Below are 25,347 nucleotides of genomic sequence, written 5' to 3'. Positions count from 1 at the left end.
GGCCCGATTGGGAGACAGACCAGATGTTCGACGTGCGTGCCGTCCCGCAGACCCGGCCGCAGATGCGCCCCGGGATCGAGCGGATCACCCCCTACAAGCCCGGCGAGTCGCAGCTACCGGGCCATGACCGGGTGATCAAGCTGGCGTCGAACGAAAGTGCGCTCGGCGCCAGCCCGCGCGCGATCGAGGCCGCCCAAGCCGCGCTCGCCGACGCGGCACTCTATCCCGACGGCGGTTGCGCGGCGTTGCGCGCCGCGTTGGCCGAGCATCACGGCGTGGCGGCCGATCAGTTGGTTTGCGGTGCCGGGTCCGAGCAATTGCTGTCGCTCCTGGTGCGCGCCTATGCCGGCCCCGGGGACGAGGTGCTGCAAAGCCAACACGCCTTCATGGTCTATCGCATCGCCGCCGACGCCCAGGGGGCGCACAATGTGTTCGCGCCCGAACGCGACGCCCGGGTGGACGTGGACGCGCTGCTCGACCGGGTGACCGAAAAGACCCGGCTGGTGTTCGTGGCCAATCCGGGCAACCCCACGGGCACCTGGATCGGCCGCCGGGCGTTGCGCCGGCTGCGCGCCGGCCTGCCGGCGCGGGTGCTGTTGGTGATCGACGGCGCCTACGCAGACTATCCCGACGATCCTGAGTTCAGCGACGGCCACGACCTGGTGGCCGAGGCGATCGCCGCCCAAGCCGACAATGTGGTGGTCACGCGCACCTTCTCGAAGGCCTATGGCCTGGCCGGGCTGCGCGTCGGCTATCTCTACGGGCCGCCCTCGGTGGTTGAACCGCTTAACCGGATACGCGAGGTGTTCAACGTCACCGCGCCGTCGCAGGCCGCCGCCCTGGCGGCGCTGGCCGATCAGGCGCACCTGGCCCAGACGCTGGCCCACAACCGGCGCGAAATCGACCGCCTCGGCGCCTTTCTGGCCGACCGTGGCTACAAGACCAGCCCATCAGGCGCCAATTTCCTGCTGGTCCATTTCGACACGGCCGAACGCGCCCAAGCCGCCGACGCCCATCTGCGCGAGCAGGGCATCATCGTGCGCCCGGTGGCCGGCTACGGTCTGCCCCAGTGCCTGCGCGTCACGGTGGGCGCCGAGGCCGACAATGACGCCTTCATGACCGCGCTGGACGCGTTCTAGCGCCGGTCTCGGCGCGCCGCCGGGGCGGTCGGGAGGGTCCCGCCGGCGGCGCACCCGGGCGACACAGGAGAGAGGAGGGGCTCATGCGCATCACCACCCGGCTGGGCCGCGAAGTGGACGTGGCCGAGGACTATACCGTCGACCAGAATTGGGCGCATTTCTCGGCCGAGGAACACGCCCGTTGGGACCGGCTGTACGCGCGTCAGATGGAGGTGCTGCCGGGCCGTGCGGTCCAGGCGTTCTTCGACGGTCTCGACAGCCTCAAGTTGAGCGACGGCGGCATCCCCGATTTCGAGGAGTTGAGCGAGCGGTTGATGGCGCGCACCGGCTGGCGCGTGGTGGCGGTGCCCGATCTGGTGCCCGACGCGGTGTTCTTCGACCATCTGGCCAACCGGCGCTTCCCGGCCGGCAATTTCATCCGCACGGAAGCCCAGTTCGACTATATCCAGGAACCCGACGTCTTCCACGACGTGTTCGGCCATGTGCCCTTGTTGGCCAACCCGGTGTTCGCCGACTATCTGGAAGCCTATGGCAAGGGCGGGTTGGCGGCCGCCGGGCGCGGCGTGCTGGCCAATCTGGCGCGGCTTTACTGGTACACGGTGGAATTCGGCCTGATCCAGACCGCCGAGGGCCTGCGCATCTATGGCGCCGGCATCGTGTCGAGCCCGGCCGAAAGCGTCTTCGCGCTGGAGAGCGACAGCCCCAATCGGCTGCATTTCGACCTGGAGCGGGTCATGCAGACCGACTACCGGATCGACGACTTTCAGCAGACCTATTGGGTGATTGACAGTTTCGAGGAACTGCTGGGCGCCACCTATCAACCCTTCGGGCCGATCTACGACCGCTTGGAGGGGCGCACCGACGCCTACCGCCCCGCCCAAGTGATCGAGGGCGACACGGTCTATACCCACGGCACCCAGAGCCACGCCTCGGACCAGGCCGCCCGCCTGTGACGGGTGACCGGGGCGGGATTATGGCGCCGTGACGGTGACCATCGGGGTGGCCTCGGCGGCCAGCACCCGGCCGGCGGGGAACCGGACGCGCGCCGTGGTGCCCTGATCGGGGATGCTGTCCAGGTCGAATGAGGCGCCATGGGCTTCGGCCATGCTTTTGACCAGCGGCAGCCCGAGACCGGTACCATGGCCACTCTGCCGACGCTGGATATGGGCCACTTGGGCGAACGGCTCCAAAACGCGCTTGAGATCGGCCTGGGTCATGCCGATGCCATCGTCGGCGACGGTCAGGTCGACGCTGCCGTCGTCGTTGCGGGCGACGCGGACCGCGACGCGCCCGCCCGGCTGCGAGAACTTGACCGCGTTGGACACCAGGTTGAGCACGATCTGCCGCACCAGCCGGGGATCGGCGTGCACGTCGGGCAGGTCGTCGTCGATCTCGGTGACCACCTGGATCTGGCGTCGCTTGGCGGTTTCGAGCATCATGCGCACCGCCGAGGTGACCGCGTCGTCCAGGTTCAGCCGCTCTGCGTCGAGTTCCAGCCGCCCGGCTTCGATCTTCGCCATGTCCAGCACCGCATTGATCACCGACAGCAGATGCTTGCCGCTTTTGTGCACGTCTTCCACATAGCCGGCATAGGACGGCGGGTTGATCGGCCCGTGGATCTGCTGGCGCATCAGGTCGGTGAAGCCCAGAATCGCGTTCAATGGCGTACGCAACTCGTGGCTGACCGTGGCGAGGAACTGGCTTTTTGAGCGCGACGCCTGTTCTGCCGCCGCCTTGGCCTGTTGCAACTCGCTGTTGCGGTGGCACAGGTCGCGGGTGAGGGCGTCGCGTTCCTTCTGCATCAACGTGAACCGTTCCACTACGCCGATGCCATAGATCGCGCCGATTACCAGGATCAGCAACTGCGCCATGTCCATGGACGCGGGCAGTGAATGGTGGAAATAGGCCGATACGCACAAGCCTGTCAGCACCGCCAAACCGACGCACAGGAGCGCGATGCGCGCATAGGGCCGGTCGTGACGGACCGCGCGCACCAGTATGGTCGCCATCAGCCCCAGGACGGTGAAGGCGAACACCTCATAAGGTTCGCGCCACAGGGTGATCCAGGCCGGCGCCAGAAACGGCGTCACCGCCACCACGAGCCCGATCCAGACAGCCGACAGCCCAAGCACGAACCAACTGGCCCATCGCAGCCGCTCATGGGGAAACATGGCGGCGATGAAGCCGTAGAAGGCAGACAGAAGCACGAAAAAGGACAGATACTCAAGGTCATACTTGCGGCTGAGATTGAGGCTCGGGGCATAGTCCCAGACCTGATCGCTGGTCAGCAGAACGCGCGCCGCCGCGGCCAGCGACATCAGCGCGAACAGATAATAGCTGGCCGGGCTCGGCTGGGTCATGCCGGCGCCGACGGCAGCAAAGGCCATGATCACCAGAATCAAGGTGATCGCCACCACCTGGCCGTCCTGAATCGCTGTATTGCGGTTGATCATCGCCACGTCGCCGATCATCGGCGTGGCGATGATCCCGCCCTGCTTGTGCACATGGTTGGCGACCTGGATCACCAGCGTGACCCGGCGTTTGTCCGACGGCAGGAACAGAATCGACGCCAGCGGCGGCGGACCCCGTGGGCTCAACGCGGTCGCCGTGGGATCGCCATTGCTGCCCAGAAGATGAACTTCCGGCGCACCGCTCGGGCCCGTGGAGACGGCATAGACCCGGGCGATCGACCGTATCCGAGGCACGGTCAGCGCCAGTGCGCCGGCGGCCTTGGGTAACGTCAGGTCGAGCGCATAGGTGGCCTGGCCGTGACCGCTGTCCAACCGATCGGTGAATGTCGGCCCCCACACATCGGGCACGTTGTGCGGCGTGCCCGGCCGGTCGGCGCGGTCGGGGGCCAGCCGTTCGGGAGCGACGATGGCGTCGTCGATCTTGCGCCATTCCCCGTCGAGCGCCACCAGCGTGTCGCCGCGCCAGCCCAGCGCGGCCAGATCGAGCTGGCCGGCGTCGGCCTGGACGTCGAGCAGGGTCACGAACGCCCGTTGCGGCCAAAACAATACCAGCACGATGAGGGTCAGGGCGAGCGCCAGCCACAGACGGGTAGAATATCGCTTGTCGGGCATCGCGATGCCTATTCCTGGCCGCTGATCCATAGAAACTGGCACCGATTGTCGGCGCCCCATCCAGACAGCGTTGGCATCGACCACACGCCGCTTACCGGGACCAGACACCCAATGCTTGGGTCTTGTAATAAAATGGCGGTTGGAAATCCAGTCAGTGTGTCGCCCGGCTCCAGCACCGCGTCGCCCGGCCTGTGGGCAGGCGACGCGCCGTCAAGGGGTCGGGTGAGGCGTTAGCCCGGATCGCTCTGGCCGCGGCGTTCGCCGGTGGCCGGTGCGGGGTCGTTATGACGGCGCCGGTCGGGGCCGGTGTACTGGCGTGAGATCACGAACGGCCGGGGATTGGCAATCAACTGGTTAAGCTTGGCCAGCAGATTGTTGGGCCGCAGCGGTTTCGCGCAAACCTCGTCGATGCCATGGTCGCGGGCTGCGGTGATCTGGCTGATGTCGGTGAGATAGGCGGTCAGGATCAGCGGCGTCGCGCGGGCCAGATGGGTCTTGCCGCGGCGTACCCGGTCGGCGAACGCCAGCGGCTTGAGGCCTTTCACCTCTTGGGCGACGATGATGCACGAGGGGGCGCGGTCGGCGCCGTCGGGACTGGTATCCTGGCTCAAAAACCCGTCGACCGAATAATAATGGTCGACGGGGGTGTACCCTTGGTCACGCAAGGCGCGCATTAGCGGGCTGGCCACGTCTTGCTGCGTCTCGATCAGGACGATGCGGTGGGTCACGGGCTGGGCGTCCCATACTGGGGCGCCCCCCGTCGTCGTTGTTACGCCGAAACGGATACGCCCTTGTTTTCGAACTCTTGCTTGAGCTCGCCGGACGAAAACATCTCGCGCACGATGTCGCAGCCGCCGACGAACTCTCCCTTAATATAAAGCTGGGGGATGGTTGGCCAGTCCGAGAATTCCTTGATGCCCTGGCGCAACTCTTCGTCCTGCAGCACGTCATAGCCCTTGAAGGGCACCTGCAGATGTTCCAGTACCTGCACGACGGCGGCGGAAAAGCCGCATTGCGGGAAGGTCGGCGTGCCCTTCATGAACACCACCACGTCGTCGGTCTTGATATAGTCGTTGATGCGGTCGAACACGGGATTGTCTGCCATCGGGCTCTCCTGTCTCGCGGGGGCTTAGGGGTCTTCGGGATCTGCTAAGCGGTCTGTCACGGGGGTGCCGGCGGCCGTGCGGGCTGCGCGCGCAACGGCGGCGGATACCTTCCGCTTACTTGGGGGCCGAGGTCTGCAAGGCAAGGGCGTGCAATTCGCCGCCCATCCGGCCTTCGAGTGCTTGATAGACCAACTGGTGCTGTTTGACCCGGCTCATGCCGGCAAAGCCCTCATAGACCACGCGCGCGGCATAATGGTCGCCGTCGCCGGCCAGGTCCTCAATGGTCACCTCGGCGCCGGGCAGCGCCTCCCGGATCATCGTTTCGATCTGGGTCTTCTCCATCGGCATCAGCCATCTCCCTCCGAATTACCGGACTTATTTAATCTTATTTCCATGGTCTGTCCACCGCCAAGCGTCGCTCAAGCATGGCCGGCATCGGTCTTAGCCGGCGCTCAAGAGCCCCGGAACAGCGAGCGCAGATCGTTGTCGGTTTCGCCGTGCGAGCCGGTCTCGTCCTCCAGATCCGGCACCGGGTCGAAGCGGCGCAGCGCCCGCACCTCGTCCACCAACAGCGGGTCGAAGCCGTGCTGGCGGGTCAGCATGGCGGCGCGCAGGTCGTCGAGCGCGGCGGGCGCGGGTTCCAGGTCGCGCGCCGCCGCGTCGAGCATCAGGTCATAGGTCTGCTGGGCCAGCGGGTCGATGCCATAGACCTTGTCGTCGGCATCGGGCGCTGGGGCGGCCGGGCATTTGAGCGTCGGCAGCAGCTTTTGTTCCAGGTCGTGGCGGTAGCTCGGTGCGGGGTCGAAGGCGAGCCCGCGCGCCAGTTCCTCGGCGGCCTGGTAGAGATGGGTGCGCACCCGGTCCACCGGCAGGATCACCCGGCGCGCGCCGCGGCTGACCCGTTCGGCCCACAGCATGTGCTTGAGCCACAGATGGATGGCGCGGCGTTCCTGGGTGCCGTAGCGATAGGCCATGGCGCCGGCAACCTGGAACGGGTGCGACAGCACGATGACCACGCGCGGCTCGTCGCCCCGGCGCGCCATGCGGTCGAGCCAGAACGGCGCCAGGATCGACAGCCGCGGGTCGCTGGCGGCGGCGATGCCGCTGTCTCCGGCGCGCCCCAGCACGGTGTCGACCCAGACGCGGATTTCGTCGAGCTCGGGGTCGCGCCACCAGCCTTCGTCGAGGCTCAGGCTGTCGTCCCAGCCCGAGCCCAGCAGCATGTAGAGCGCCTCGTTGATGCGCTGGATGGTCGCCGGGGGCAGGCCCGCCGCGTCGTCGAGGGCGGGCACCCCCAGCGTGTCCAAAACCTGCGAGACCGGCCAGACCCCGCCGAAATGCATGCCGATCGTCAGGCAGAAAACCGTCATGCGGCGGGTTCTCCTCAGGCCATCAAGGTGGGCAGAAAGCGCTCATGGGCGGCGCGCAGGTCATCGAGCGCCAGAGTGGCGACGCCGGCGATGGCCAGTTGCGGACCGGCCACGGTGTCGCCGATCCGCTCGACCGGCACGCGCGCCTCGGCACAGGCGTGGGCGAACGCCTCGGCCCGGTCGGCGGGCAGGCAGACCAGATAGCGGCCCTGGTCCTCGCCGAACAGCGCGGCGTGGGCGGCCAGCGGCTGGCCGTCGGGGTCGTTCGGCAGGCGCACGTCGAGGCCATAACCGTCGCCGGCCAGCATCAGGGTCGCCAGCGCCTCGGCCAGCCCGCCGTCGGACAGGTCGTGCACGGTGTCGAGCCGCCCTAGGGCGATCTCCTGGCGGACCAGGCCGCCGGCGCGCATCTCCAGGTCCAGATCCACCGGCGGCGGCGCGCCCGCATCGTGGCCGAGCGCGTGGGCGGCGTAGAGCGAGGCGCCCAGATGGCCGCGGGTCTCGCCAAGCAGGAACACCGCGTCGCCGGCGCGCTTGATGCCCGGGCTTGCGCGATGGTCCAGATTGCGGATCAGGCCGACGCCGCCCAGCGTTGGCGTCGGCAGGATCGCCTGACCCTCGGTTTCGTTGTAAAGCGACACATTGCCCGACACCACCGGATAGCCGAGCGCTTCGCACGCCTGCGCCATGCCCTCGATGCAGCCGACGAACTGGCCCATGATCTCGGGCCGTTCGGGGTTGCCGAAATTGAGGCAATCGGTGACCGCCAGCGGCTCGGCACCGACCGCGCTCAGATTGCGCCAGGTCTCGGCGACCGCCTGTTTGCCGCCCTCGAACGGGTCGGCCTCGCAATAGCGCGGCGTGCAGTCGGCGGTCAGCGCCAGCCCCTTGTTGGTGCCGTGGACGCGCACGATGGCGGCGTCGCCGCCGGGCCGCGCGATCGTGTCGCCCATCACCGTGTGGTCGTACTGCTCCCAGATCCAGCGCCGCGACGCCAGGTCGGGCGCGCCGACCATGTCCAGGATCGCTTGGCCCATATCGTCGGCGGCCGGCACCTCGTCGGGGCGGAGCAGGGGGCGCGGCTCGCTCGGCACGTGCGGCCGGTCATAGTTGGGCGCGTCGTCGGTCAGGCTGTCGAGCGGCACGTCGGCGACGGTCCGGCCGCCGTTCACCAGGGTCATGCGCCCGGTGTCGGTGAGCGCGCCGATGACCGCGAAATCCAGTTCCCACTTCTCGAAGATGGCGCGCGCCTGATCCTCGCGGCCGGGCTTGAGCACCATGAGCATGCGCTCCTGGCTCTCCGACAGCATCATTTCATAGGCGGTCATGGCGTCTTCGCGGGTCGGCACCCGGTCCAGGTCCAGACGGATGCCGACGCCGCCCTTGCCGGCCATTTCGGCCGACGACGAGGTCAGACCGGCCGCGCCCATGTCCTGGATCGCCACGATCGCGTCGGTGGCCATCAATTCCAGGCACGCCTCGATCAGCAGCTTTTCGGTGAACGGGTCGCCGACCTGCACGGTCGGGCGTTTCTCGGCGCTGTCCTCGCTGAACTCGGCCGACGCCATGGTCGCGCCGTGGATGCCGTCGCGGCCGGTCTTGGCGCCCACATAGACCACCGGATTGCCGACCCCGGCGGCGGCCGAATAGAAGATCTTGTCGGCATCGGCCAGGCCCACCGCCATGGCGTTGACCAGGATGTTGCCGTTGTAGCGGCTGTGGAAGCGGGTTTCGCCGCCCACCGTGGGTACGCCCACGCAATTGCCATAGCCGCCGATGCCGGCGACCACGCCCGACACCAGGTGCTGGGTCTTGGCATGGTCCGGGGCGCCGAAGCTCAAGGCATTGAGCAGGGCCACCGGCCGCGCGCCCATGGTGAACACGTCGCGCAGGATGCCGCCGACGCCGGTCGCCGCGCCCTGATAGGGCTCGATGAAGCTCGGATGGTTGTGGCTTTCCATCTTGAAGATCGCCGCCTGGCCATTGCCGATGTCGACCACGCCGGCGTTCTCGCCCGGGCCCTGGATCACCTGCGGGCCGCTGGTCGGCAGCTTTTTCAAGTGTCGGCGCGACGATTTGTAGGAGCAGTGCTCCGACCACATCACCGAATAAAGGCCAAGCTCGGTCAGCGTCGGCGTGCGGCCGAGGGTGGCGAGCACACGGTCATATTCCGCGGCGTTCAACCCGTGTTCGGCGGCCAGGTCGGCGGTCACGGCGGGTTCGGTCGGGGTGTCGGCGACGGGCGTCTGAGCACCCTGGGTCTTGGTCGGATTGTCGGGCATGTCCGGCTCACAGCGGGGCGATAGGCCAGGGCAGCGGTGCCGATCCCACTTCAACTGCGGCACCGCGCCCATCGGGTTTCGGCCGTTCTAAAGCCCGCGCCCCGGCGACGCAATTGCCATCGCCCTGGGGCGGTGTGCACGCCATCGACCGACGGCCGCGCTCAATAGCCCCACAGCGGCGAAACCGGCACCACGCCGAAGCCCAGATGGACCTGGGGCGGGGGCAGATGGGCGTCGAATCCGCCGCCCCGGATGCCCTGGTCGGCCAGATTATGGCTGCCGAACACCAGCCGGCCGGTGGGGCTGTCCACCTGGCCCGTATTGTATTCAAGCGGCACGCCGGGGGTGGTCACCGCATAAGGCACCAGCGCGCCATAGCCGACCCCATGGCGCCGCCAAGCTGGGTGGCCCCATCCCCGGTATCCCAGGGCCTGGTGCTGGGCAAACGGCGTCACCAGCGGGGTGGCAAACGCCTGGTTGGGGAACACGGTCACCCGGTCGCCGGCGATCCGCGTGCCCTGGAAGCGGGCCGAGGCGGCCGGCGCGGCGGCCAGGCCCGGCGTCAGGGCAGCGCTGTTCGGGGCGGCGGACAGCGGTCCGGCCGGGGCGCCGGTGTCGCCGACCACGTAATAGAAGGGCTGCGCGGTGCCGGCGGCGGCTGCGGGCTCGGCAGTGCGCAGCGTGTAGCTATGCGCGCCGGTGTCGGTCACATAGGCGATGGCGCCCGCGCCGTGGCCGGATTGCACGCCGTCCACGGCGGGGCCGGCGGCGACGCGTGGTGCGCCGGGGTCGCTGTGCGGGGCGCCCGCGCAGCCGGCAAGCGCCAGCAGCGCCAGGCTTGCGCCAAATACCTGAAATCGATTGCTCGCACCCGCCATTGCCGCCTCCATGGAATCGGTCTCGATCACTCTAGCCAGGATGTGGGGTGTCACACCAGCAGAACCAGGGGTAGCAGTGTTTCGGGCCGGCGTCGACGGCGGGGATCAGGCGTCGGCGAGGGCGGCGACCAGGCTGTCGAACACGCCGCGGCCGTCGGTGCCGCCCAATTCGGGCGCGATCAGCCGTTCGGGGTGGGGCATCATGCCGAGCACATTGCCGGCGGCGTTGAGCACGCCGGCGATGTTGTTGCGCGAGCCGTTGGGGTTGGCGTCCGGGGTCACGGCGCCGTCGGCCGCGCAATAGCGAAACGCCACCCGGCCCTGGTCCTCAAGGGCTGTGAGGGTGTCGTCGTCGCAGAAGTAATTGCCGTCATGGTGCGCCACATGGCCCCGGATCACCTGGCCCTGGCCATAGGCGTTGGTGAACGCGGTGCGGGCGTTGTCCACCCGCAGGTGGACGTCGCGGCAGACGAAGTGGATGCCGGTGTTGCGCATCAGCGCGCCGGGCAACAGGCCGGCTTCGCACAGCACCTGGAAGCCGTTGCACACGCCGAGCACGCGCAGGCCGCGTTCGGCGCGCGCCTTGACGTCGGCCATCACCGGCGAGCGGCCGGCGATGGCGCCGCTGCGCAGATAGTCGCCATAGGAAAAGCCGCCGGGCAGGGCGACCAGATCCAGGTCGGCCGGCAGGCTGGTCTCCCGGTGCCACACGGCGACCGGCGGGCGGCCGGTGGCGGCTTCGAGCGCGACCATCATGTCGCGGTCGCAGTTGGAACCGGGAAAGACGATGACGGCGGATTTCATGGGGCCGGACCTCGGGGCGTGAAAGAGGGGTCGCGAAAGAGATTGGGGGCGCGAAAGCGGCCGGTCGGCGGGCGACCGGCCGGCGGCGCGGGCTCAGATCAATTCGATCTCATAACGTTCGATCACCGTGTTGGCGAGCAGGTCGCGGCACATGGCGTCGACCCGGTCGCGCGCGGCTTGGGGCTCGGTGTCGGCCAGGTCGAGTTCGACGACCTTGCCCTGGCGGACCTCGCCGACGCCGTCATAGCCAAGGGCGGCGAGGCCGCGGCCGATGGCCTTGCCCTCGGGGTCGAGCACGCCGGGCTTGAGGGTGATATGGACGCGCGCTTTCATCTACTGTCTCCGGGGTCTCTGGGCGTGGGCTTAGCTGTCGGCCTGCTTGGCCTTGGGGTGGGCGGCCAGTTCGCGGATGTCGGCCGAGGGCAGCACGCCGAGGCGGCGGGCGACCTCCTGATAGGCTTCGATCTCGCCGCCCAGGTCGCGACGGAAGCGGTCCTTGTCCAGCTTCTCGCCGGTCTTGATGTCCCACAGCCGGCAATTGTCCGGGCTGATTTCGTCGGCCAGGATGATGCGCATGTCGTCGTCCACATAGAAGCGGCCGAACTCCAGCTTGAAGTCGACCAGCTTGATGCCGACGCCGGCGAACAGGCCAAGCAGGAAGTCATTGATGCGCAGGCTGCTGGCGACGATCTCGTCCATCTCGTCCAGATAGGCCCAGCCGAAGGCGGTGATATGCTCTTCGGTGACCATCGGGTCGCCCAACTCGTCCGATTTGTAGTAGTATTCGACGATCGAGCGGGGCAGCGGCGTGCCTTCCTCCAGGCCGAGGCGCTTGCACATCGACCCGGCGGCGACATTGCGCACCACCACCTCGATGGGGATGATCTCGACCGCGCGCACCAACTGCTCGCGCATATTGAGGCTGCGGATGAAATGGGTCGGTATGCCGATGCCTTCGAGGGCGGTGAAAACGTGCTCGGAAATCCGGTTGTTGAGCACGCCCTTGCCCTTCAGTTCCGCCTTTTTCTCGGCGTTGAAGGCGGTGGCGTCGTCTTTGAAATACTGGATGAGCGTGCCGGGCTCGGGACCCTCGTAAAGGATCTTGGCCTTGCCTTCATACAAACGTGTGCGCCGGGCCATGGCCCATGGGCTCCTTCGTGTCTCGGGGCTTGCTCGGGGCGGCGGGCTGGCGACGGGCACCGAAACCGGGCCGCCCGGTCGGGAAGCCGCGACAGTATCGAAAGGGGCGCGCGGCGGCAATCGCGAAGTTGGCATCGCGCCGGGCCGCGCATGGTCTTGTGCCGCTGCGTCGGGCCGATTAAGAAACGCTCCATAAGACACTGCCGATCGGGGCGGCCGGTTCGTCCGCCTGCCCATCAAGACGGCCTGCACAAAGACGACCCGCACAACAAAGGTTGCTGCCATGACCACGTTCAACGATCGCGAAGCCGCATTCGAGAACCAGTTCGTCCATGACGAGGAGCTGAAGTTCAAGGCGCTGGCCCGGCGCAACAAGCTTTTGGGGCTGTGGGCGGCCGAAAAGATGGGCATGGACAGCCTGTCGGCCGTCGAATACGCCAAGTCGGTGGTCAAGGCTGACTTTGAAGAGCCCGGCGACGAGGACGTGATCCGCAAGGTGTTGGGCGATTTCGAGCGCCAGCAGGTCAAGATCGGTCGCGACGAACTGGTCTTGCAACTGGAAAAGCTGTTCGACGAGGCCAAGCGTCAGGTGATGATCGACAAGGACTGATCCGGCCGGCGCTACCCCTCCGGCCGGCTCCCCTGCGGCTGGAGGCCCTCGGCGGCGACGGTCCGCCCGGAGACCGATCCGCTTTGGACCGGTCCGGCGCGGCTGTGGCTCAGGCGCGGTAGCCCGGGTCCAGGCGGTCGAGCTTGCGGCGCAGGGCCGCCCAGCTCAACCCGGCGCCGGCGGCAAACGCCGCCCGCCCCTGGGCCGCCACCTTGTGGCCCATGGCGTCGCTTTGGTGGATCAGGTCCGCGCCGCCGGCTTGGGCCGCCACCTGCATTTCGCACGCCCGCTGAAGGATGAACAGGCGCACGAACGCATCGGCCACCGTGGCACCCACGGTCAGCAGGCCGTGGTTGCGCAGGATCATCAGATTGTGCGTGCCCAGATCGGCGACCAACCGTTCCTTTTCGCCGGTCTCGACGGCCAGCCCCTCATAATCGTGGTAGGCCAGATCGTCCCAGCCGAGCAGGGCGTTTTGGCTCAGTGGCAACAGCCCGTCGCGCTGGGCGGCGACCGCCGTGCCGGCCACGGTGTGCAGGTGCATGACGCACTGGGCGTCTTCGCGCGCGGCATGGACGGCGCTGTGGATGACGAAGCCGGCCGGGTTGACCGGCTGGGTGTTGTCGCCCACCGGGCGGCCTTGAAGGTCGATCTTGACCAGACTGGATGCGGTGATCTCCTCGAACAAAAGCCCCAGCGGGTTGATCAGAAACTGGTGGTCGGGCCCCGGAATGCGCACCGACAGGTGGGTGAAGATCAACTCGTCCCAGCCGAAATGCGCCACCAGGCGGTAGGCGGCGGCCAGGTCCTCGCGCAGGGTTTGTTCGTCCGGCGTCTCGGCCGGTTTGGTTGCCGCGACGGTGGCCATGATGTGTCTCCCTCTCCCCGGATGTGGTTCTTTTTAGAGTGTGACTAATTGCGCGCGGCCTGTGAAGCCGTTGCGACCTTGACGGCCGGCACCCGACGCCGATCTAGTGGGGCCGGGAAGGGAGAGCGCCTATGCCCGACGACGCCACGCCGCCGCCGGTCGCCGTGCCGCCGCCGGTCGCCGTGCCGCCACCGATCGCCGCGCCGCCACCTGAAAGCGGACCGAAAGCCGTTGACGGGCCGGCGCTGGTTGATCGGTTCGGCCGGACGATCCGCTATCTGCGCCTGTCGGTGACCGACCGGTGCGACCTGCGCTGCGTCTATTGCATGGCCGAGCAGATGACCTTTCTGCCCAAGGCCGAGGTGCTGACGCTGGAAGAACTGGACCGGCTGGGGTCGCTGTTTGTCGCGCGCGGGGTGCGGCAGTTGCGGATCACCGGCGGCGAGCCGCTGGTCAGGCGCAATGTGGTGTGGCTGTTCGAGCGGCTCGGTCGGCATCTGGACGGCGGCGGCCTCGACGAGTTGACCCTGACCACCAACGGCAGCCGCTTGGCCGCGTTCGCCGGGCCCTTGGCGCGGGCCGGCGTGCGGCGGATCAATGTGTCGCTCGACACGCTCGATCCCCAGACCTACCGGGCGCTGACCCGGGGCGGTGACGTGGCGGCGGTCATGGCCGGGCTCGACGCGGCGGTGGCGGCGGGCCTGCGGGTCAAGATCAACACGGTGGCGTTGCGCGGCGTGACCGAGCGCGACATCGACCGGCTGATCGGCTTCTGTGGCGACCGTGGTTTCGACCTGACGCTGATCGAGACCATGCCGCTCGGCGACGTGGCCGGCGACCGGACCGAGCGCTACCTGCCGCTCGACGCGCTGCGGCGGCAGATCGCGGCGCGCTGGACGCTCGACGATATTCCCGACCGGACCGGCGGGCCGGCCCGCTATGCACGGATCGCCGAGACCGGCGGCCGGTTGGGTTTCATCACGCCGTTGACGCAGAATTTCTGTGCCGGGTGCAACCGGGTGCGGGTGACCTGTACCGGCCGGTTGTTCCAATGTCTGGGCCAGGAGACGCACGTGGACCTGCGCGCGCCCTTGCGCGCCTCGGCCGATGACGATGCGGTGGGCCAGGCGATCGAAGCGGCGGTGGCGGCCAAGCCGTGGGGCCATGATTTCGTCATCGATGCCGAGCACCGCACCCCGGCCCTCAGCCGCCATATGAGCGTCACCGGCGGGTGACCGGCCGGGGCTTGGGATCGGACGGGCTCAGCATCGGGCGGGCGTGGCATCGGGCGCGGGCGCCGACGATCTAGGCGGCCACGTTGCTGCGGCCGTAAAGAAGGCGGGGGCCGCCCTGTTCCAGCACGTTCATGTAGCGCACCAGCGCGCGGCGGATCAGCCAGCGCAAAACTGGCGCGCCCAGCCCGCTGCGCACGCCATTGGGCCGTAGGCACAGCCGCAGGTCGACCCGGCTTTCCCAGGTGGACAGAGGCGATAACACCATCAACACGGTCAACCGATCGCGCCGAAACAGGGTGCGCAGCAGCGGGTGGCGGGCGGTCAGCCAGATACGCCGGCCCGGGTCCTGAACCGAAACGGTCAGGTCTACGGGCGTGGCCGGCAAAGGCCGCAGCGCCACCGCAAACCGGCCAGGGCCAAGCCGGTCGAGGCGTGCCAAAGGCGCCACCGGCCGCGGCCCGCCGGTCAGCAGCATTTCGCTTGCGTCCATGGCCGACCACAACTCGGCCATCGACAATGGCGTGAAATGCGTCGTACGCATGTCCTCTCTCCGCCCACCGAACCACCCAACCAGAATATAGGTGCCGGTCCGTGAAGTGGGTATGAAATACTTAGGTAAAAGTGGATGCTTAAGATGATTTTTTTGTTGCAACGAGCGACCTTGCCGATAACCGCGAGCCCGAAATACCCGCGTGGCGGGTGCCGCCAGGGCCAGGGCCAGGGGCGCGCGCATCATGGCTGACACCGAGCCGCCAGTGCCCAAGATCGCCATCATCGCCAGCGACACCCCAGACGCCCAAGCGGCGGAATTGGCGCTCAAGCAACGCTACGACCATGTGTCCGAGGACCAGGCCGAGATCATCGTGGCGCTCGGTGGCGACGGCTTCATGTTGCAGACCCTGCACCGTTTTCTGGGCCAGGATCGGCCGGTGTTCGGTATGAACCGGGGCACCGTGGGGTTCCTGATGAACGAGTATCAGGAACACGGCCTGATCGAACGGTTGCAGCGCGCCGATACGTTTCAGTTGCACCCGCTGCGGATGCATGCGGTCGACCAGCAGGGCCAGATCACCGAAGCGCTGGCGATCAATGAGGTGGCGCTGCTGCGCGAGACCCGGCAGGCCGCCAAGTTGCGCATCTCCATCGATGGCAAGGTGCGGATGGAGGAATTGACCTGTGACGGGATCATCGTCGCCACGCCGGCGGGCAGCACGGCCTACAATCTGTCGGCACACGGGCCGATCCTGCCGATCGGTTCGGACCTGATCGCGTTGACGCCGATCAGCGCGTTTCGCCCGCGCCGCTGGCGCGGAGCGCTGCTGCCCAGCGGCGCCCGGGTGCGGCTGGAGTTGTGGGAAAGCCGCAAACGCCCGGTCAGCGCCACCGCCGACCATGTGGAGGTGCGCGACATCAATGCGGTCGAGGTGGTCGAGGACCGGTCGATCTCGCTGACCTTGATGTTCGATCCCGACCACAATCTGGCCGAGCGGATTCTGCTGGAACAGTTCATTCAATGACCTGCCTTGCCATCGCGCCACCCGTCAGCGGCGCCGCCGTCAATCGGTCAGTCGCCACCGGGCCGACCGCTGTGCGCGGGGCATTCAGAAAATCGGCGATGCGCAGGGCGACGCGGTCGGCGGCATAGCCGTCGCCGAACAGCCAGCGCGCGCGCGGGCGCGGCGGGTCGGTCCGGGCGGCATGGGTCTGGGCGACGATGGCGCCGGGGTCGGGCGCGGCCAGCCGGGCGCCGGCGGCGATCGCTTCCGGCCGTTCGGTGCGCGCGCGGATGACCACCGCGGGCCGGCTCAGCACCGTCGCCTCTTCCTGCAGGCCGCCCGAGTCCGTGATCACCGCGGCGGCGTGGGCGAGCAGGCGTTGAAACGCGCCGAAGCCGGCGGGCGGCAGAATCTGCACCGCGGGCGCCAGGCGGGCGGCCACCGGGTCGGTGGCGCGCGGATTGGTGTGGGTGACGAACACCACCGTGTCGCCCAGGCCGGCCAGGCGGTTGAGCGCCTCGGCCAGGGCGCCCTGGAAGCGGCCGAAGCCGTTGCGGCGGTGCGCGGTGGCGAGCACCGGCGCCGGACCGCTCAGCAGGCCGGCGGTGGCGGTGTCCAGCATGGGGGTCCAACTGCGCGCCAGACGCACCGCATCGATGCCGGTGTTGCCGGTCAGCGTGATGCGGTCCTGAGGTATGCCTTCGGCGACCAGATTGCGCCACGCCTGCACGGTGGGTGCGAAGTGCAGCACGGCCAGCTTGGCGATGGCGCGGCGGTTCTGTTCTTCGGGCCAGGGGTCGGACGGGTCGCCGCTGCGCAGCCCGGCCTCCACATGGCCCACGGGCACCTCAAGCCAGCGTCCGGCCATGGCGCCGGCCACCGCCGACAATGTGTCGCCTTGCACCAGAATCAGGTCGAGGGGCTTACCGGCCGGCCGGCGCAGCGCGGTGGCCAGGCGTCCCGCCAGTCGGCTTGTGCGCGCGAAGGTCGGGCTGTGGAGGAGGTCGGGCGCCAGCGACAGCGTCGGCAGGAGCCCGAACTCCGCCAGCGTGCGCGGCGCCAGGTCGGCCTGCTGGCCGGTGCACACGATGATCGGCACCACCCGCCGGGTCCGCCGGAGCGCCAGGCAGACGGGCGCCAGCTTGATCGCCTCGGGGCGCGTGCCGACCACCAACGCAACATGCCTGGGTTGCCTCGGTCGGGCCATGCCACCGCCTCAAGGTTGATCTCCCCAGGCGATCATTACGCTATAAACTAAAAATGGTCAATTTTCTGTTGTGCGCGGGCCGGCCCATCAGATGAAGTTCAACAGAGTTGTCTGTTGCAACAGGCTGATCGAGCGATAGGAAGCTTCGAGCGCGAATTTGTCATTCATCAGGCGGTTGATGGCTTCGGCGGGGTCGACGTCTTCGACCTCGGTCTTGAAGCGTTCGAGCGCGATGGCCTCCTGTTCCAACTGATCGCTCGCCACGTTCAGCCGGTTGAGGTTGAGTCCATTGTCGGTTTGCGCGTTGGCGACATCGCGGGTGGCGGTTTCCAGATTGCCGACCTCGGTGGTCAGGGTGGCGATCTGGGCCGCCGACAGCTTGTCGTCGGGGAACGGGCCGGCATTGGTGATGTTTTCGATCACCTGGAACAGGTTGCGCGCTACATCGTCGGCTTGCACGCCCAGTTCGACGGTCAGATTGTCGGCCACGCGGGCCTCGCGGCTGGGGCCGAAATTGTCGAACGCGTTGGCCGTGGTGGTGGCTTGCAGGTCGGCCCGCGTGGCGACATTGACCGGCGGGGTGTCGGTGCGCGTGCCGCCGAAGATATAGAGGTCGTTCTGGCGGCCGTTAAGGATGCCGACGATCTGCTCGAAGCTCTTGTCGAGGGTTTCCTCCAAGCCGTCGCCGCGCTCCTGGCCGACGGCGTTCTTGAGCGTCTTCACCAGGTCCTGAGCGATCTCGTAGACGGTGTTGAGCCGGGTGTCGGTGGCCTTCAGGTCGACCCGCGCGCGCGACACGGCGCCTTGCAACGATTCGTTGCGGCTCAACAGGCTGCGCGTCGACAGCGCGGTCTGGGTGTCTTCGGCCAGGCCCTTGAAGTCCTGCGCCTTCTTGCCCGAGCCCACTTGCAACTGGCTTTCCGTGGCGCGGTCGCGGTTGGCCAGCGCCAGTTGGACCAGCAGGTCGGAATCGTTGGTGATACGCATGGGGAAACCCTCCTAAGGCGTCAGACCACGGCCAGCAGTTGGTCGAAAGCGTCCTGGACCGACTGCAAGACCCGCGCCGAGGCATTGAACGAATTCTGGAACACCACCAGGTTGGCCAGTTCTTCTTCCATGTTGACGCCCGAGACATCGCCGCGGCGTTGGCTCAACTCGGTCAACAGGGCCTGGGCGTCGATCTCGCGGTTTTGCGCTTGGGCCGCCAGGGCGCCGGCGCCGGCCAGCACGTTGGACATGTAGTTGCCGAGCGTGGTGGTGCGGATCGGCTGGCCGCCGGCGGCGTCGAAGCCGATCTGGGTGGTGGCGATTTCTTCGAGCGCCCGGGCGCCGCGCTGGTCGCCGCCGCCGAGCACCAGGTCGCCGACCGCCTGGCCGCGGGTGTACTCGGCGGTCGCCATGGCGCTCAGGTCGTTGGCGACCCGCGGCGAGACTTCAAGCCCGAGCGCGGCTTCTTCAAGGGCGGCGTCGCCGATGCCGCCGAACTGGGTGACGGTCAGGCCGCTGCCGGCCATGTTGGTGGTGTCGTTGACCACCTGCACTTCCAGATCGTCGAAGCCGGGTCCGGGGTTGAACACCACCTGGCCGGTGCCGGTGATCAAGAAGTTGCCGAACGCGCCGAGCTGGCCGCTCTGGTTGAAGCCGCTGGTGCCGCTGGTGAACACGTCGCCATAGGTGCCGCCGGCGGTGTTGGTGTTGATGGTCGCCGTGGTGACCACCCGGCCGTTGCCGTCGACCAGGCGCAAGGTGATGTCGCCGCCGCCGGGCGTGGTGTCATTGAGGCTGTCGGTGGCCGAGACGCCGTTCTCGAAATTGCCGCTGGCGTCGGAGGTGACCAGATCGTTGAGCCCGAAGAAGGCCGAGAAGCCTTGGCCTGCGCGCTGGCTGGGATTGCTCGGGTCCTGGGAGATCGACAGCCCCTGGTTGGGGGTGCCGCTGTCGATGCTGAGCGTGCCGTTGGTCAGGCTGACGCTGGCGCCGCTCGGGCCGCTGGCGAACTCTGTGTTGATTGCGTTGATCGCGTCGCCGAGCGTGCCGCCGCCGAAGTTGGTCCCCGGCGCGCCGCTGCTGAGCGAGGTGGCGGTGCCGGCGTCGAAGTCCACCAGCACCTCGTCGACCAGGCGGTTGGTGGTCCGGTCGACCACGGCGAGGGTCACCTGGCCGGTGAAGTTGGCGTCGTTACCCGCAGCCAGCCCGGTCGGCCGGCCGGACAGGGTGGCGGGCGGCGGCACGGCGGTGAACTCGTTGTGGACGCGGTTGAACTCGGTGCGCACCTGGCTCGCGAACTCGCCCAACTCGCGGCTGACCTGGGGCAGGATATCGTCGCGCAGGTCGATCAGGCCGGCGATCTCGCCGCTGCGGATATTGGCCTGGAAGTCCTGCGGCGCGCCGAGGCTGGCATTGGTCTGGTTGTCGAAGCGCTCGATCTGGATGCGCGGGAACAGCGTGCCCGACGACACCGAGCCGGTGCGGTCGATGGACAGTTGCGCATAGGTGTCGCCGACCAGTTGCGCACCCGACGCGGTGCGGATGCTCAGGCTGTTATTGGGGTTGGTCTCGACCTTGATGTCGATCAGTTGGGACAGTTGCGAGGTCAGTTCCGCCGCCCGGTTCTGCAAACCGGTGGCCGAGGCCCCCTGGGCGTTCTGCGCCACCAGACGCGGGTTCAGGTCGCTCAATTCGCGCAGCAGGCGGTTGGCCTCGTCGACCCGGTCGCCAAGCCGATCCTGGATGGTCTGGCGCAGCCCCTGGATGTCCTCGGCGACCCGGGTCACCTCGCCCAGAAAGCCGTTGAGTTTGTCGACCACATCGCGCCGGGCGAAGCTGTCGGTGGGGTTCTGGGCCAGCGTCGACAGGGCGCCGAACACCTTGTCGAGGCGGGCGGTGGCGGTGCTGTCGCTGTCCGGGTCGCCCAGCAAGGATTGGAACTGGTCCAGGATCTGGCGCTGGACGGAAGCGCTTTCCAGATCGGATTCACTCTCCAAAACCGCGCGTTCGAGGAAGCGGTCGATGACCCGTTCGGCGGTCTCGGTGAACACGCCGGCGCCTTGACCGCCCAACACGCGCGTCGATTGCTGAACCTCGCTGCGCGCGAAGGTGGGGTTGTTGACGTTGGCGATGTTGTTCGATGTGATCCGCAGGGCTTCTTGATTGGCGGTGATGCCCGAAAGCGAATTCTGCAGAGCCCCTAGAAGCGCCATTGTCCATCCCTCCTGTGCCGCGCGCTCGATGGTGTCGCGCGGTGGGCAAAACTTTCACGATCGGCCGCGGTCTGAAGACCCGGCCCGGCAAAGCTTGCGGCGCGGCCGCCCGCGGCGAAAACGCCGGCGGGGCGGAAATGCAGGGATCGGAAGTGGCTGATCGCTTGCGTCATGGTCTCGCGCCTGTTGTTGCCGGTGCGACCGAAGCAAGCGACGTGCCAAGCATATTTGGGGGCGGTGTTATAGCAGGAAACTGCAACCTTTAATGGCGGTTGCCGGGCTGTCCGGCTCGCAGGCTGCATTCAAAGCATTGTTGGTCGTTTAGAAAGTTTGCCGGGTTTTACGGGGATGGCAACTGACTGTGAAGACCATGTCTTGCATTCTCGATACAAGCACTCGGTCGACGACCATGAAGGTCGCAGGTTAATGGCAATTGGATGTTATCGCACGAGTGGACTTACCGGGATCTGCGCCGCGCCAGGGTGTTGCTGAGTATGAGCCAGGAGGCGTTTGGCTTCGCCCTCGGCGTATCGCGCAATTGGGTTTCCGAAATGGAACGGGGGCGGGCGACAATCGAGGCTCGGACCGTTCTTTCCTGTTTGTACCTGTTGTCTCGACGCTATGGCTGGGTGGTGACATCACTCGATGAGTTGAGTGACGTGAGCCCGCCGCCGATCCTGCGCACGCCTTCGTCCGCCCGCGGGCCCGACACAGCCGGAGATGGCCGGGGCGGGGATGCCAGCGGTGCGGTCGCCGGGTCCGGCGGCGACGGCGGCGATCCCGACGGATCCCGGACCTGACGCGGACCCGGGGGCCGGGCACGCGCCGTTTGGCGTTCGAGCGCCGGTGGGTCGGTCGTGCAAGCGGTGGCGCGGCCGCGGGTGGCCGGTGGGCCGCCGCCCCGTCAGGACGCGCTCGCGACCGCGGCCGGCGCATCGCTGCGGTCTTTCCCGCCCATGCGGACGGGCGGCGTATCGTCACACCGGGCTGACCGCTGCAATGGTGCCCTGGCCCGTTCGCCGCCCTATCACCCGGCGTCGGGGCCGTGGCTGCGGCGCCCCGGCGCCGGATCGCCAAGATGGTGCCCGCTGCCGGACTCGAACCGGCACGGCCTTGCGGCCCCGGGATTTTAAGTCCCGTGCGTCTACCAATTCCGCCAAGCGGGCATGCGGGAGTGGACCACGGCGCAGGGCGCCGCCGCCTCATCGCTGTCCCCCAAATGTCGGTGTGGCGTCAAGGGCTTTGGCGGTCAGGGCAGGGCATCGACCCGATCACAGACCAGCCCGGTGCGCGCTGCCGCATCCTCAAGCACCCGGGCCGCGCGTTCGAGCGCTTGGCTGTCGGTGGCGCGAAACACCACCTGCACGCCCACATGGCCGGCAACATAGAAGGGATAGCTGCCGACGCTGACCGTCGGCGCGTCGGCCTGAACCCGGGCCAACAGGTCGGCGACCTTGCTTTCGGACTCGTCGAGGCGGATCGTGATCGACCGCATCGGGGCGCCGCCGACGATCTCGTGCGCCAAGCTGTCCAGCATGGCTTCCATGATCATCGGCACGCCGGCAAGCACATAGACATTCCCGACCGCGAAGCCTGGCGCGGCGCTGATCGGGTTGGCGATCAGCCGGCCGCCCTTGGGCACCCGCGCCATGCGCTGGCGGGCGGGCGTGAACTCGCCGGGGGCATACTGGGCCTCCAGCAATCGCCAGGCTTCGGGGTGTACGTCCAGCGGCAGGCCCAAGGCTCGGGCCACGCTTTCCGCGGTCACGTCGTCATGGGTCGGGCCGATGCCGCCGGTGGTGAACACATAGTCGTGGGCGCGCCGACAGGTGTTGACCGCTTCGGCGATGATGTCGGGCACGTCGGGGATCACCCGCGCCTCGCGCAGTTGCACGCCGCGCGCGTCGAGCCAGGTGGCGAGCGTGGCCAGGTTGGCATCGCGGGTGCGTCCCGACAGGATCTCGTCGCCGATGACGATCAGCGCGGCGGTGACCGGGGCGTCGGGGCGGGCGGGCGTGTCGGACAAGGCGGGTCCCCTCGGGCAACGGGCTTGAGCGGCAGACCGGGGGCGCGCAAACCAACCGGTGCGCACAGCTTAGCCCGCCTGTCCGGGGATGGCGAGGCCCGCTGGCGGGCGGCGATGCCGCGGCCGGCCCGGTGATGGCGTCGGCCGGTGCCGGGCGCCGCCACCCACGCGGCGCGCTGGCCCGCCCCCTCAGCCCCACCGGCGGGTTTCATCGTCGGACCCGGCGATCTGGCGCTGGCGACCGGTCGGCGCCGCCGGCGTGACCATCCCTGGCCCTTGACGGCCGGGCCCGGTCGCCGCATAGGCAGGCTCATGGATTTCGACACGCCCCTGACCCAAGCGCGGCTGATCCGCCGTTACAAGCGCTTTCTGGCCGATGTGGAGCTGCCCGACGGCAGCACGGCCACCGCCCATTGTGCCAATTCGGGCTCGATGCTCGGCTGCGCCGCGCCGGGCGCCAAGGTGTGGTTGTCGCCCAACCGCTCGAAAACCGCCAAGCTGCCGTGGCGCTGGGAGATGGTCGAGGTGGACGGCCATCTGGTCGGCATCAACACCAACCGACCCAACCGGCTGGTGGAGGAGGCGATCCTGGCCGGCCAGATCCCCGAGCTGGCCGGCTATGCGACCTTGCGTCGCGAGGTCGCATACGGCCAGGCCAGCCGCATCGACCTGTTGCTGGAACAGCCCGGCCTGGCCAATCTGCCCCACTCGGCCTATGTGGAGGTCAAGAACGTCACCCTGCGCGATGGCGATCTGGCGCGCTTTCCCGACGCGGTGACCGCACGCGGGCGCAAGCATCTGGAAGAGCTGGCGGCCATGGCGGCGGCCGGCCACCGGGCGGTGATGGTGTTTCTGGTCCAGCGCGGCGATTGCCAGGCATTCGCGCCCGCCGACGCCATCGACCCCGGCTATGGCGAGACCTTGCGCCGGGTGGCGGGCGAGGGGGTCGAGATGCTGGCCTATCGCTGCCGGTTGAGCCCGCAGGCGATCGGCGTCGATCGGCCCCTTCCCATCCGGCTGGACGTGGCCTAGATTAGTCAATTCACACGCGAGTATTGGACCGACCATGATGAAACAGGGGAAAGCGACCGCCCGCCTGCCGCGCAGCAATGGCATTCCGATCCACGACGAGGCCGGGTTCGAGGGCATGCGCAAGGCCGGCCGCCTAGCCGCCGAGACGCTGGACATGCTGACCCCGCATGTGGTGCCGGGCGTCACCACCGAGGCGCTGGACCAGTTGGCGCACGACTTCATCCTCGACCATGGGGCGACGCCGGCGCCGCTCGACTATCGCGGCTTTCCCAAGTCCATCTGCACCTCGATCAACCATGTGGTGTGCCACGGTATTCCCGGGCCCAAGGCGCTCAAGGACGGCGACACGCTGAACATCGACGTGACCGTGATCCTCGACGGCTGGCACGGCGACACCTCGCGCATGTTCTTCGCCGGCAAGCCGAGCATCAAGGCGCAGCGGCTGTCGGACGTGACCTATGAGGCGCTGATGCGCGGCATCGCGGTGGTCAAGCCGGGCGCCCGGCTTGGCGACATCGGCCACGCCATCCAGCGCTACGCCGAGGCCGAGCGGTTTTCGGTGGTGCGCGAGTTTTGCGGCCACGGCCTCGGGCTGGTGTTCCATGACGAGCCGAGCGTGCTGCACTATGGCGCCGCCGGCACCGGGCCGGAACTCAAGCCCGGCATGTTCTTCACCATCGAGCCGATGATTAACGCCGGCAAGGCGGGCACCAAGGTGCTCGACGACGGCTGGACCGCGGTCACTCGCGATCGCTCGCTGTCCATGCAGTTCGAGCATTCGCTGGCGGTGACGCAAGACGGCTGCGAGATCTTCACCCTGTCGCCCGCCGGGCACACCAAGCCACCTTACACGCAGGGCTGACGGCCGCCGCCGCAGCCCGCCACCCGGGGCCTCGCCGATGCCGGATACGTCGGACACGCCGGACAGACCCGGAAACGCCCGTCCGCCATCCAGGCATCGCCCCGCCGCGTCCGGGGCCGTGGCCGGCCCCGCCCCCCATTATGCCGGCCATCGCGACCGGCTGCGCCAGCGCTTTCGCGACGGCGGCGCGGCGGCGCTTCAGGATTATGAGCTGCTGGAGCTGTTGCTGTTCCTGTCGATCCCGCGCCGCGACGTGAAGCCGCTGGCCAAGGACCTGATCGCCCGGTTTTCGAGCCTGGCGGGTGTGTTGAGCGCCGACCTCGGCGCCCTGCGCGCGGCGGGCTTGAGCGAGCGCAGCGCGCTGGCGCTGAAAACCGTCCAGGCCGCCGGGCTCACGCTCGCCCAGGCCGAGGTGATGAACCGGCCGGTGGTGTCCAGTTGGCAGGCGCTGCTGGATTATTGCCGCGCCGCCATGGGTCGGTCGCCGGTGGAGCAGACGCGCATCCTGTTCCTCGACCGCAAGAACCGCCTGATCGCCGACGAGGTGCTGCAGACCGGCACCGTCGACCACACGCCGCTTTACCCGCGTGAGGTGATCAAGCGCGCGCTCGACCTCCATGCCTCGGCGATCATCATGGTCCACAACCATCCCTCGGGCGACGCCACGCCGAGCCGTGCCGATATCGAGATCACCCGGCAGGTTCAGCAGGCGGGCAAGCAATTGGGCGTCGTCCTGCACGACCACATCATCATTGCGCGCGGCGAACATGCCAGCTTCAAGTCCATGGGGCTTATCTGATCGCTGACAATTTTATCTATTCTTGCGACCGTTGCCTGATGATTTAGGCATTAAAAAAGAAAAGTTTGACGTTAACGATCTTTCGGGGAACAATCCGCCCGTTTTCCGAAGCGTGGTACCCGTTGTCCGCCCATGGCGGTGCGGCGGGGCGCGCGCCGGTGCCCGAACCGGGGCCGCAATCAAGGCCGAAACCGAGGCCGAGGGGACGAG

The 25,347-nt window shown here is 68.0% G+C and carries 25 protein-coding genes and 1 tRNA gene; 9 read left to right on the top strand and 17 right to left on the bottom strand.

Annotated elements, in window-relative coordinates; genetic code table 11:
* Positions 1-23: 23 nt before the first annotated feature.
* Together hisC and phhA are read left to right on the top strand one after the other, a co-directional pair.
* Complete coding sequence (hisC, locus tag EV659_RS03605) at positions 24-1,139, top strand: histidinol-phosphate transaminase (RefSeq protein WP_132707482.1); 1,116 nt, start codon at positions 24-26, stop codon at positions 1,137-1,139.
* Positions 1,140-1,222: 83 nt separating this feature from the next.
* Positions 1,223-2,092 (top strand): phenylalanine 4-monooxygenase, encoded by an 870-nt coding sequence (gene phhA / locus EV659_RS03600; protein WP_132707481.1) that lies wholly within the window; start codon positions 1,223-1,225, stop codon positions 2,090-2,092.
* 18 nt (positions 2,093-2,110) lie between these two features.
* Here the strand turns inward: phhA and EV659_RS03595 are convergent, their stop codons facing one another.
* The 10 genes from EV659_RS03595 to purC all read right to left on the bottom strand — a co-directional run bounded on the left by EV659_RS03595 (position 2,111) and on the right by purC (position 11,802).
* A complete protein-coding gene (locus tag EV659_RS03595; protein WP_165878699.1) occupies positions 2,111-4,222 on the bottom strand; it encodes a sensor histidine kinase in 2,112 nt (703 codons plus the stop codon).
* 230 nt (positions 4,223-4,452) lie between these two features.
* Positions 4,453-4,950, bottom strand: coding sequence for a response regulator (locus EV659_RS03590; protein WP_132707479.1), 498 nt, complete (start codon positions 4,948-4,950; stop codon positions 4,453-4,455).
* A 41-nt stretch (positions 4,951-4,991) separates the two neighbouring features.
* Entirely contained in the window at positions 4,992-5,327 is a 336-nt protein-coding gene (gene grxD, locus EV659_RS03585) for a Grx4 family monothiol glutaredoxin (RefSeq protein WP_132707478.1), read from the bottom strand.
* A gap of 115 nt (positions 5,328-5,442) precedes the next feature.
* Positions 5,443-5,676 (bottom strand): BolA family protein, encoded by a 234-nt coding sequence (locus EV659_RS03580; RefSeq protein WP_132707477.1) that lies wholly within the window; start codon positions 5,674-5,676, stop codon positions 5,443-5,445.
* A gap of 104 nt (positions 5,677-5,780) precedes the next feature.
* Positions 5,781-6,698 carry a hypothetical protein gene (locus tag EV659_RS03575; RefSeq protein ID WP_132707476.1) on the bottom strand — a complete coding sequence of 306 codons (918 nt, stop codon included), beginning with the start codon at positions 6,696-6,698 and terminating at the stop codon, positions 5,781-5,783.
* Positions 6,699-6,712: 14 nt separating this feature from the next.
* The gene (purL, locus tag EV659_RS03570) at positions 6,713-8,980 is read right to left on the bottom strand and encodes a phosphoribosylformylglycinamidine synthase subunit PurL (protein WP_132707475.1); all 2,268 of its coding nucleotides are present in this window, start codon (positions 8,978-8,980) and stop codon (positions 6,713-6,715) included.
* Positions 8,981-9,141: 161 nt separating this feature from the next.
* A complete protein-coding gene (locus EV659_RS03565; protein ID WP_132707474.1) occupies positions 9,142-9,858 on the bottom strand; it encodes a hypothetical protein in 717 nt (238 codons plus the stop codon).
* 105 nt (positions 9,859-9,963) lie between these two features.
* Complete coding sequence (gene purQ / locus EV659_RS03560; RefSeq protein WP_132707473.1) at positions 9,964-10,662, bottom strand: phosphoribosylformylglycinamidine synthase subunit PurQ; 699 nt, start codon at positions 10,660-10,662, stop codon at positions 9,964-9,966.
* A gap of 93 nt (positions 10,663-10,755) precedes the next feature.
* On the bottom strand, positions 10,756-10,995 hold the full coding sequence (purS, locus tag EV659_RS03555) for a phosphoribosylformylglycinamidine synthase subunit PurS (RefSeq protein WP_132707472.1): 240 nt from the start codon (positions 10,993-10,995) through the stop codon (positions 10,756-10,758).
* Between the two features lie 30 nt (positions 10,996-11,025).
* The gene (purC, locus tag EV659_RS03550) at positions 11,026-11,802 is read right to left on the bottom strand and encodes a phosphoribosylaminoimidazolesuccinocarboxamide synthase (RefSeq protein ID WP_132707471.1); all 777 of its coding nucleotides are present in this window, start codon (positions 11,800-11,802) and stop codon (positions 11,026-11,028) included.
* Between the two features lie 283 nt (positions 11,803-12,085).
* On the opposite strand from purC, the gene EV659_RS03545 reads away from it, so the two are divergent.
* A complete protein-coding gene (locus EV659_RS03545; protein ID WP_132707470.1) occupies positions 12,086-12,412 on the top strand; it encodes a DUF1476 domain-containing protein in 327 nt (108 codons plus the stop codon).
* Positions 12,413-12,521: 109 nt separating this feature from the next.
* Here EV659_RS03545 and EV659_RS03540 read toward each other — a convergent pair whose 3' ends face one another.
* Positions 12,522-13,280, bottom strand: coding sequence for a class II aldolase/adducin family protein (locus EV659_RS03540; protein ID WP_132707469.1), 759 nt, complete (start codon positions 13,278-13,280; stop codon positions 12,522-12,524).
* A 131-nt stretch (positions 13,281-13,411) separates the two neighbouring features.
* On the opposite strand from EV659_RS03540, the gene moaA reads away from it, so the two are divergent.
* Positions 13,412-14,515, top strand: coding sequence for a GTP 3',8-cyclase MoaA (moaA, locus tag EV659_RS03535; RefSeq protein ID WP_132707468.1), 1,104 nt, complete (start codon positions 13,412-13,414; stop codon positions 14,513-14,515).
* A 70-nt stretch (positions 14,516-14,585) separates the two neighbouring features.
* Here moaA and EV659_RS03530 read toward each other — a convergent pair whose 3' ends face one another.
* Positions 14,586-15,056 carry a hypothetical protein gene (locus tag EV659_RS03530; protein ID WP_132707467.1) on the bottom strand — a complete coding sequence of 157 codons (471 nt, stop codon included), beginning with the start codon at positions 15,054-15,056 and terminating at the stop codon, positions 14,586-14,588.
* Positions 15,057-15,249: 193 nt separating this feature from the next.
* Between EV659_RS03530 and EV659_RS03525 the strand changes: the two genes are divergently transcribed.
* Entirely contained in the window at positions 15,250-16,032 is a 783-nt protein-coding gene (locus EV659_RS03525) for an NAD kinase (protein WP_132707466.1), read from the top strand.
* On the opposite strand, the gene wecB is transcribed toward EV659_RS03525, so the two are convergent.
* The 3 genes from wecB to flgK all read right to left on the bottom strand — a co-directional run bounded on the left by wecB (position 16,022) and on the right by flgK (position 20,418).
* Complete coding sequence (gene wecB / locus EV659_RS03520) at positions 16,022-17,218, bottom strand: non-hydrolyzing UDP-N-acetylglucosamine 2-epimerase (protein WP_132707465.1); 1,197 nt, start codon at positions 17,216-17,218, stop codon at positions 16,022-16,024. The genes EV659_RS03525 and wecB overlap by 11 nt on opposite strands.
* An 87-nt stretch (positions 17,219-17,305) precedes the next feature.
* Positions 17,306-18,205 carry a flagellin gene (locus EV659_RS03515; RefSeq protein WP_132707464.1) on the bottom strand — a complete coding sequence of 300 codons (900 nt, stop codon included), beginning with the start codon at positions 18,203-18,205 and terminating at the stop codon, positions 17,306-17,308.
* Positions 18,206-18,225: 20 nt separating this feature from the next.
* The gene (gene flgK / locus EV659_RS03510; RefSeq protein WP_132707463.1) at positions 18,226-20,418 is read right to left on the bottom strand and encodes a flagellar hook-associated protein FlgK; all 2,193 of its coding nucleotides are present in this window, start codon (positions 20,416-20,418) and stop codon (positions 18,226-18,228) included.
* Between the two features lie 437 nt (positions 20,419-20,855).
* Here flgK and EV659_RS03505 point away from each other — a divergent pair, with 437 nt between their 5' ends.
* Positions 20,856-21,218: a helix-turn-helix domain-containing protein gene (locus EV659_RS03505; protein WP_132707462.1), complete on the top strand. Its 363-nt coding sequence runs from the start codon at positions 20,856-20,858 to the stop codon at positions 21,216-21,218.
* A gap of 279 nt (positions 21,219-21,497) precedes the next feature.
* On the opposite strand, the gene EV659_RS03500 is transcribed toward EV659_RS03505, so the two are convergent.
* Together EV659_RS03500 and EV659_RS03495 are read right to left on the bottom strand one after the other, a co-directional pair.
* Positions 21,498-21,584 (bottom strand) — tRNA-Leu (locus tag EV659_RS03500).
* Positions 21,585-21,667: 83 nt separating this feature from the next.
* Complete coding sequence (locus tag EV659_RS03495) at positions 21,668-22,444, bottom strand: competence/damage-inducible protein A (protein WP_132707461.1); 777 nt, start codon at positions 22,442-22,444, stop codon at positions 21,668-21,670.
* Positions 22,445-22,756: 312 nt separating this feature from the next.
* On the opposite strand from EV659_RS03495, the gene sfsA reads away from it, so the two are divergent.
* The 3 genes from sfsA to radC are packed head-to-tail and all read left to right on the top strand — an operon-like array spanning position 22,757 to position 25,137.
* A complete protein-coding gene (sfsA, locus tag EV659_RS03490) occupies positions 22,757-23,476 on the top strand; it encodes a DNA/RNA nuclease SfsA (protein WP_132707460.1) in 720 nt (239 codons plus the stop codon).
* A gap of 37 nt (positions 23,477-23,513) precedes the next feature.
* Positions 23,514-24,338: a type I methionyl aminopeptidase gene (map, locus tag EV659_RS03485; RefSeq protein WP_132707459.1), complete on the top strand. Its 825-nt coding sequence runs from the start codon at positions 23,514-23,516 to the stop codon at positions 24,336-24,338.
* A 37-nt stretch (positions 24,339-24,375) separates the two neighbouring features.
* Complete coding sequence (radC, locus tag EV659_RS03480; RefSeq protein WP_132707458.1) at positions 24,376-25,137, top strand: RadC family protein; 762 nt, start codon at positions 24,376-24,378, stop codon at positions 25,135-25,137.
* Positions 25,138-25,347 lie beyond the last annotated feature (210 nt).

Origin of the sequence: Rhodothalassium salexigens DSM 2132, from assembly GCF_004341375.1 — a bacterium.
GTDB classification, from domain to species: Bacteria; Pseudomonadota; Alphaproteobacteria; order Sphingomonadales; family Rhodothalassiaceae; genus Rhodothalassium; species Rhodothalassium salexigens.
Note: the sequence above shows the minus strand (reverse complement) of the source record. Positions and strands in the feature narration are given on the sequence as shown.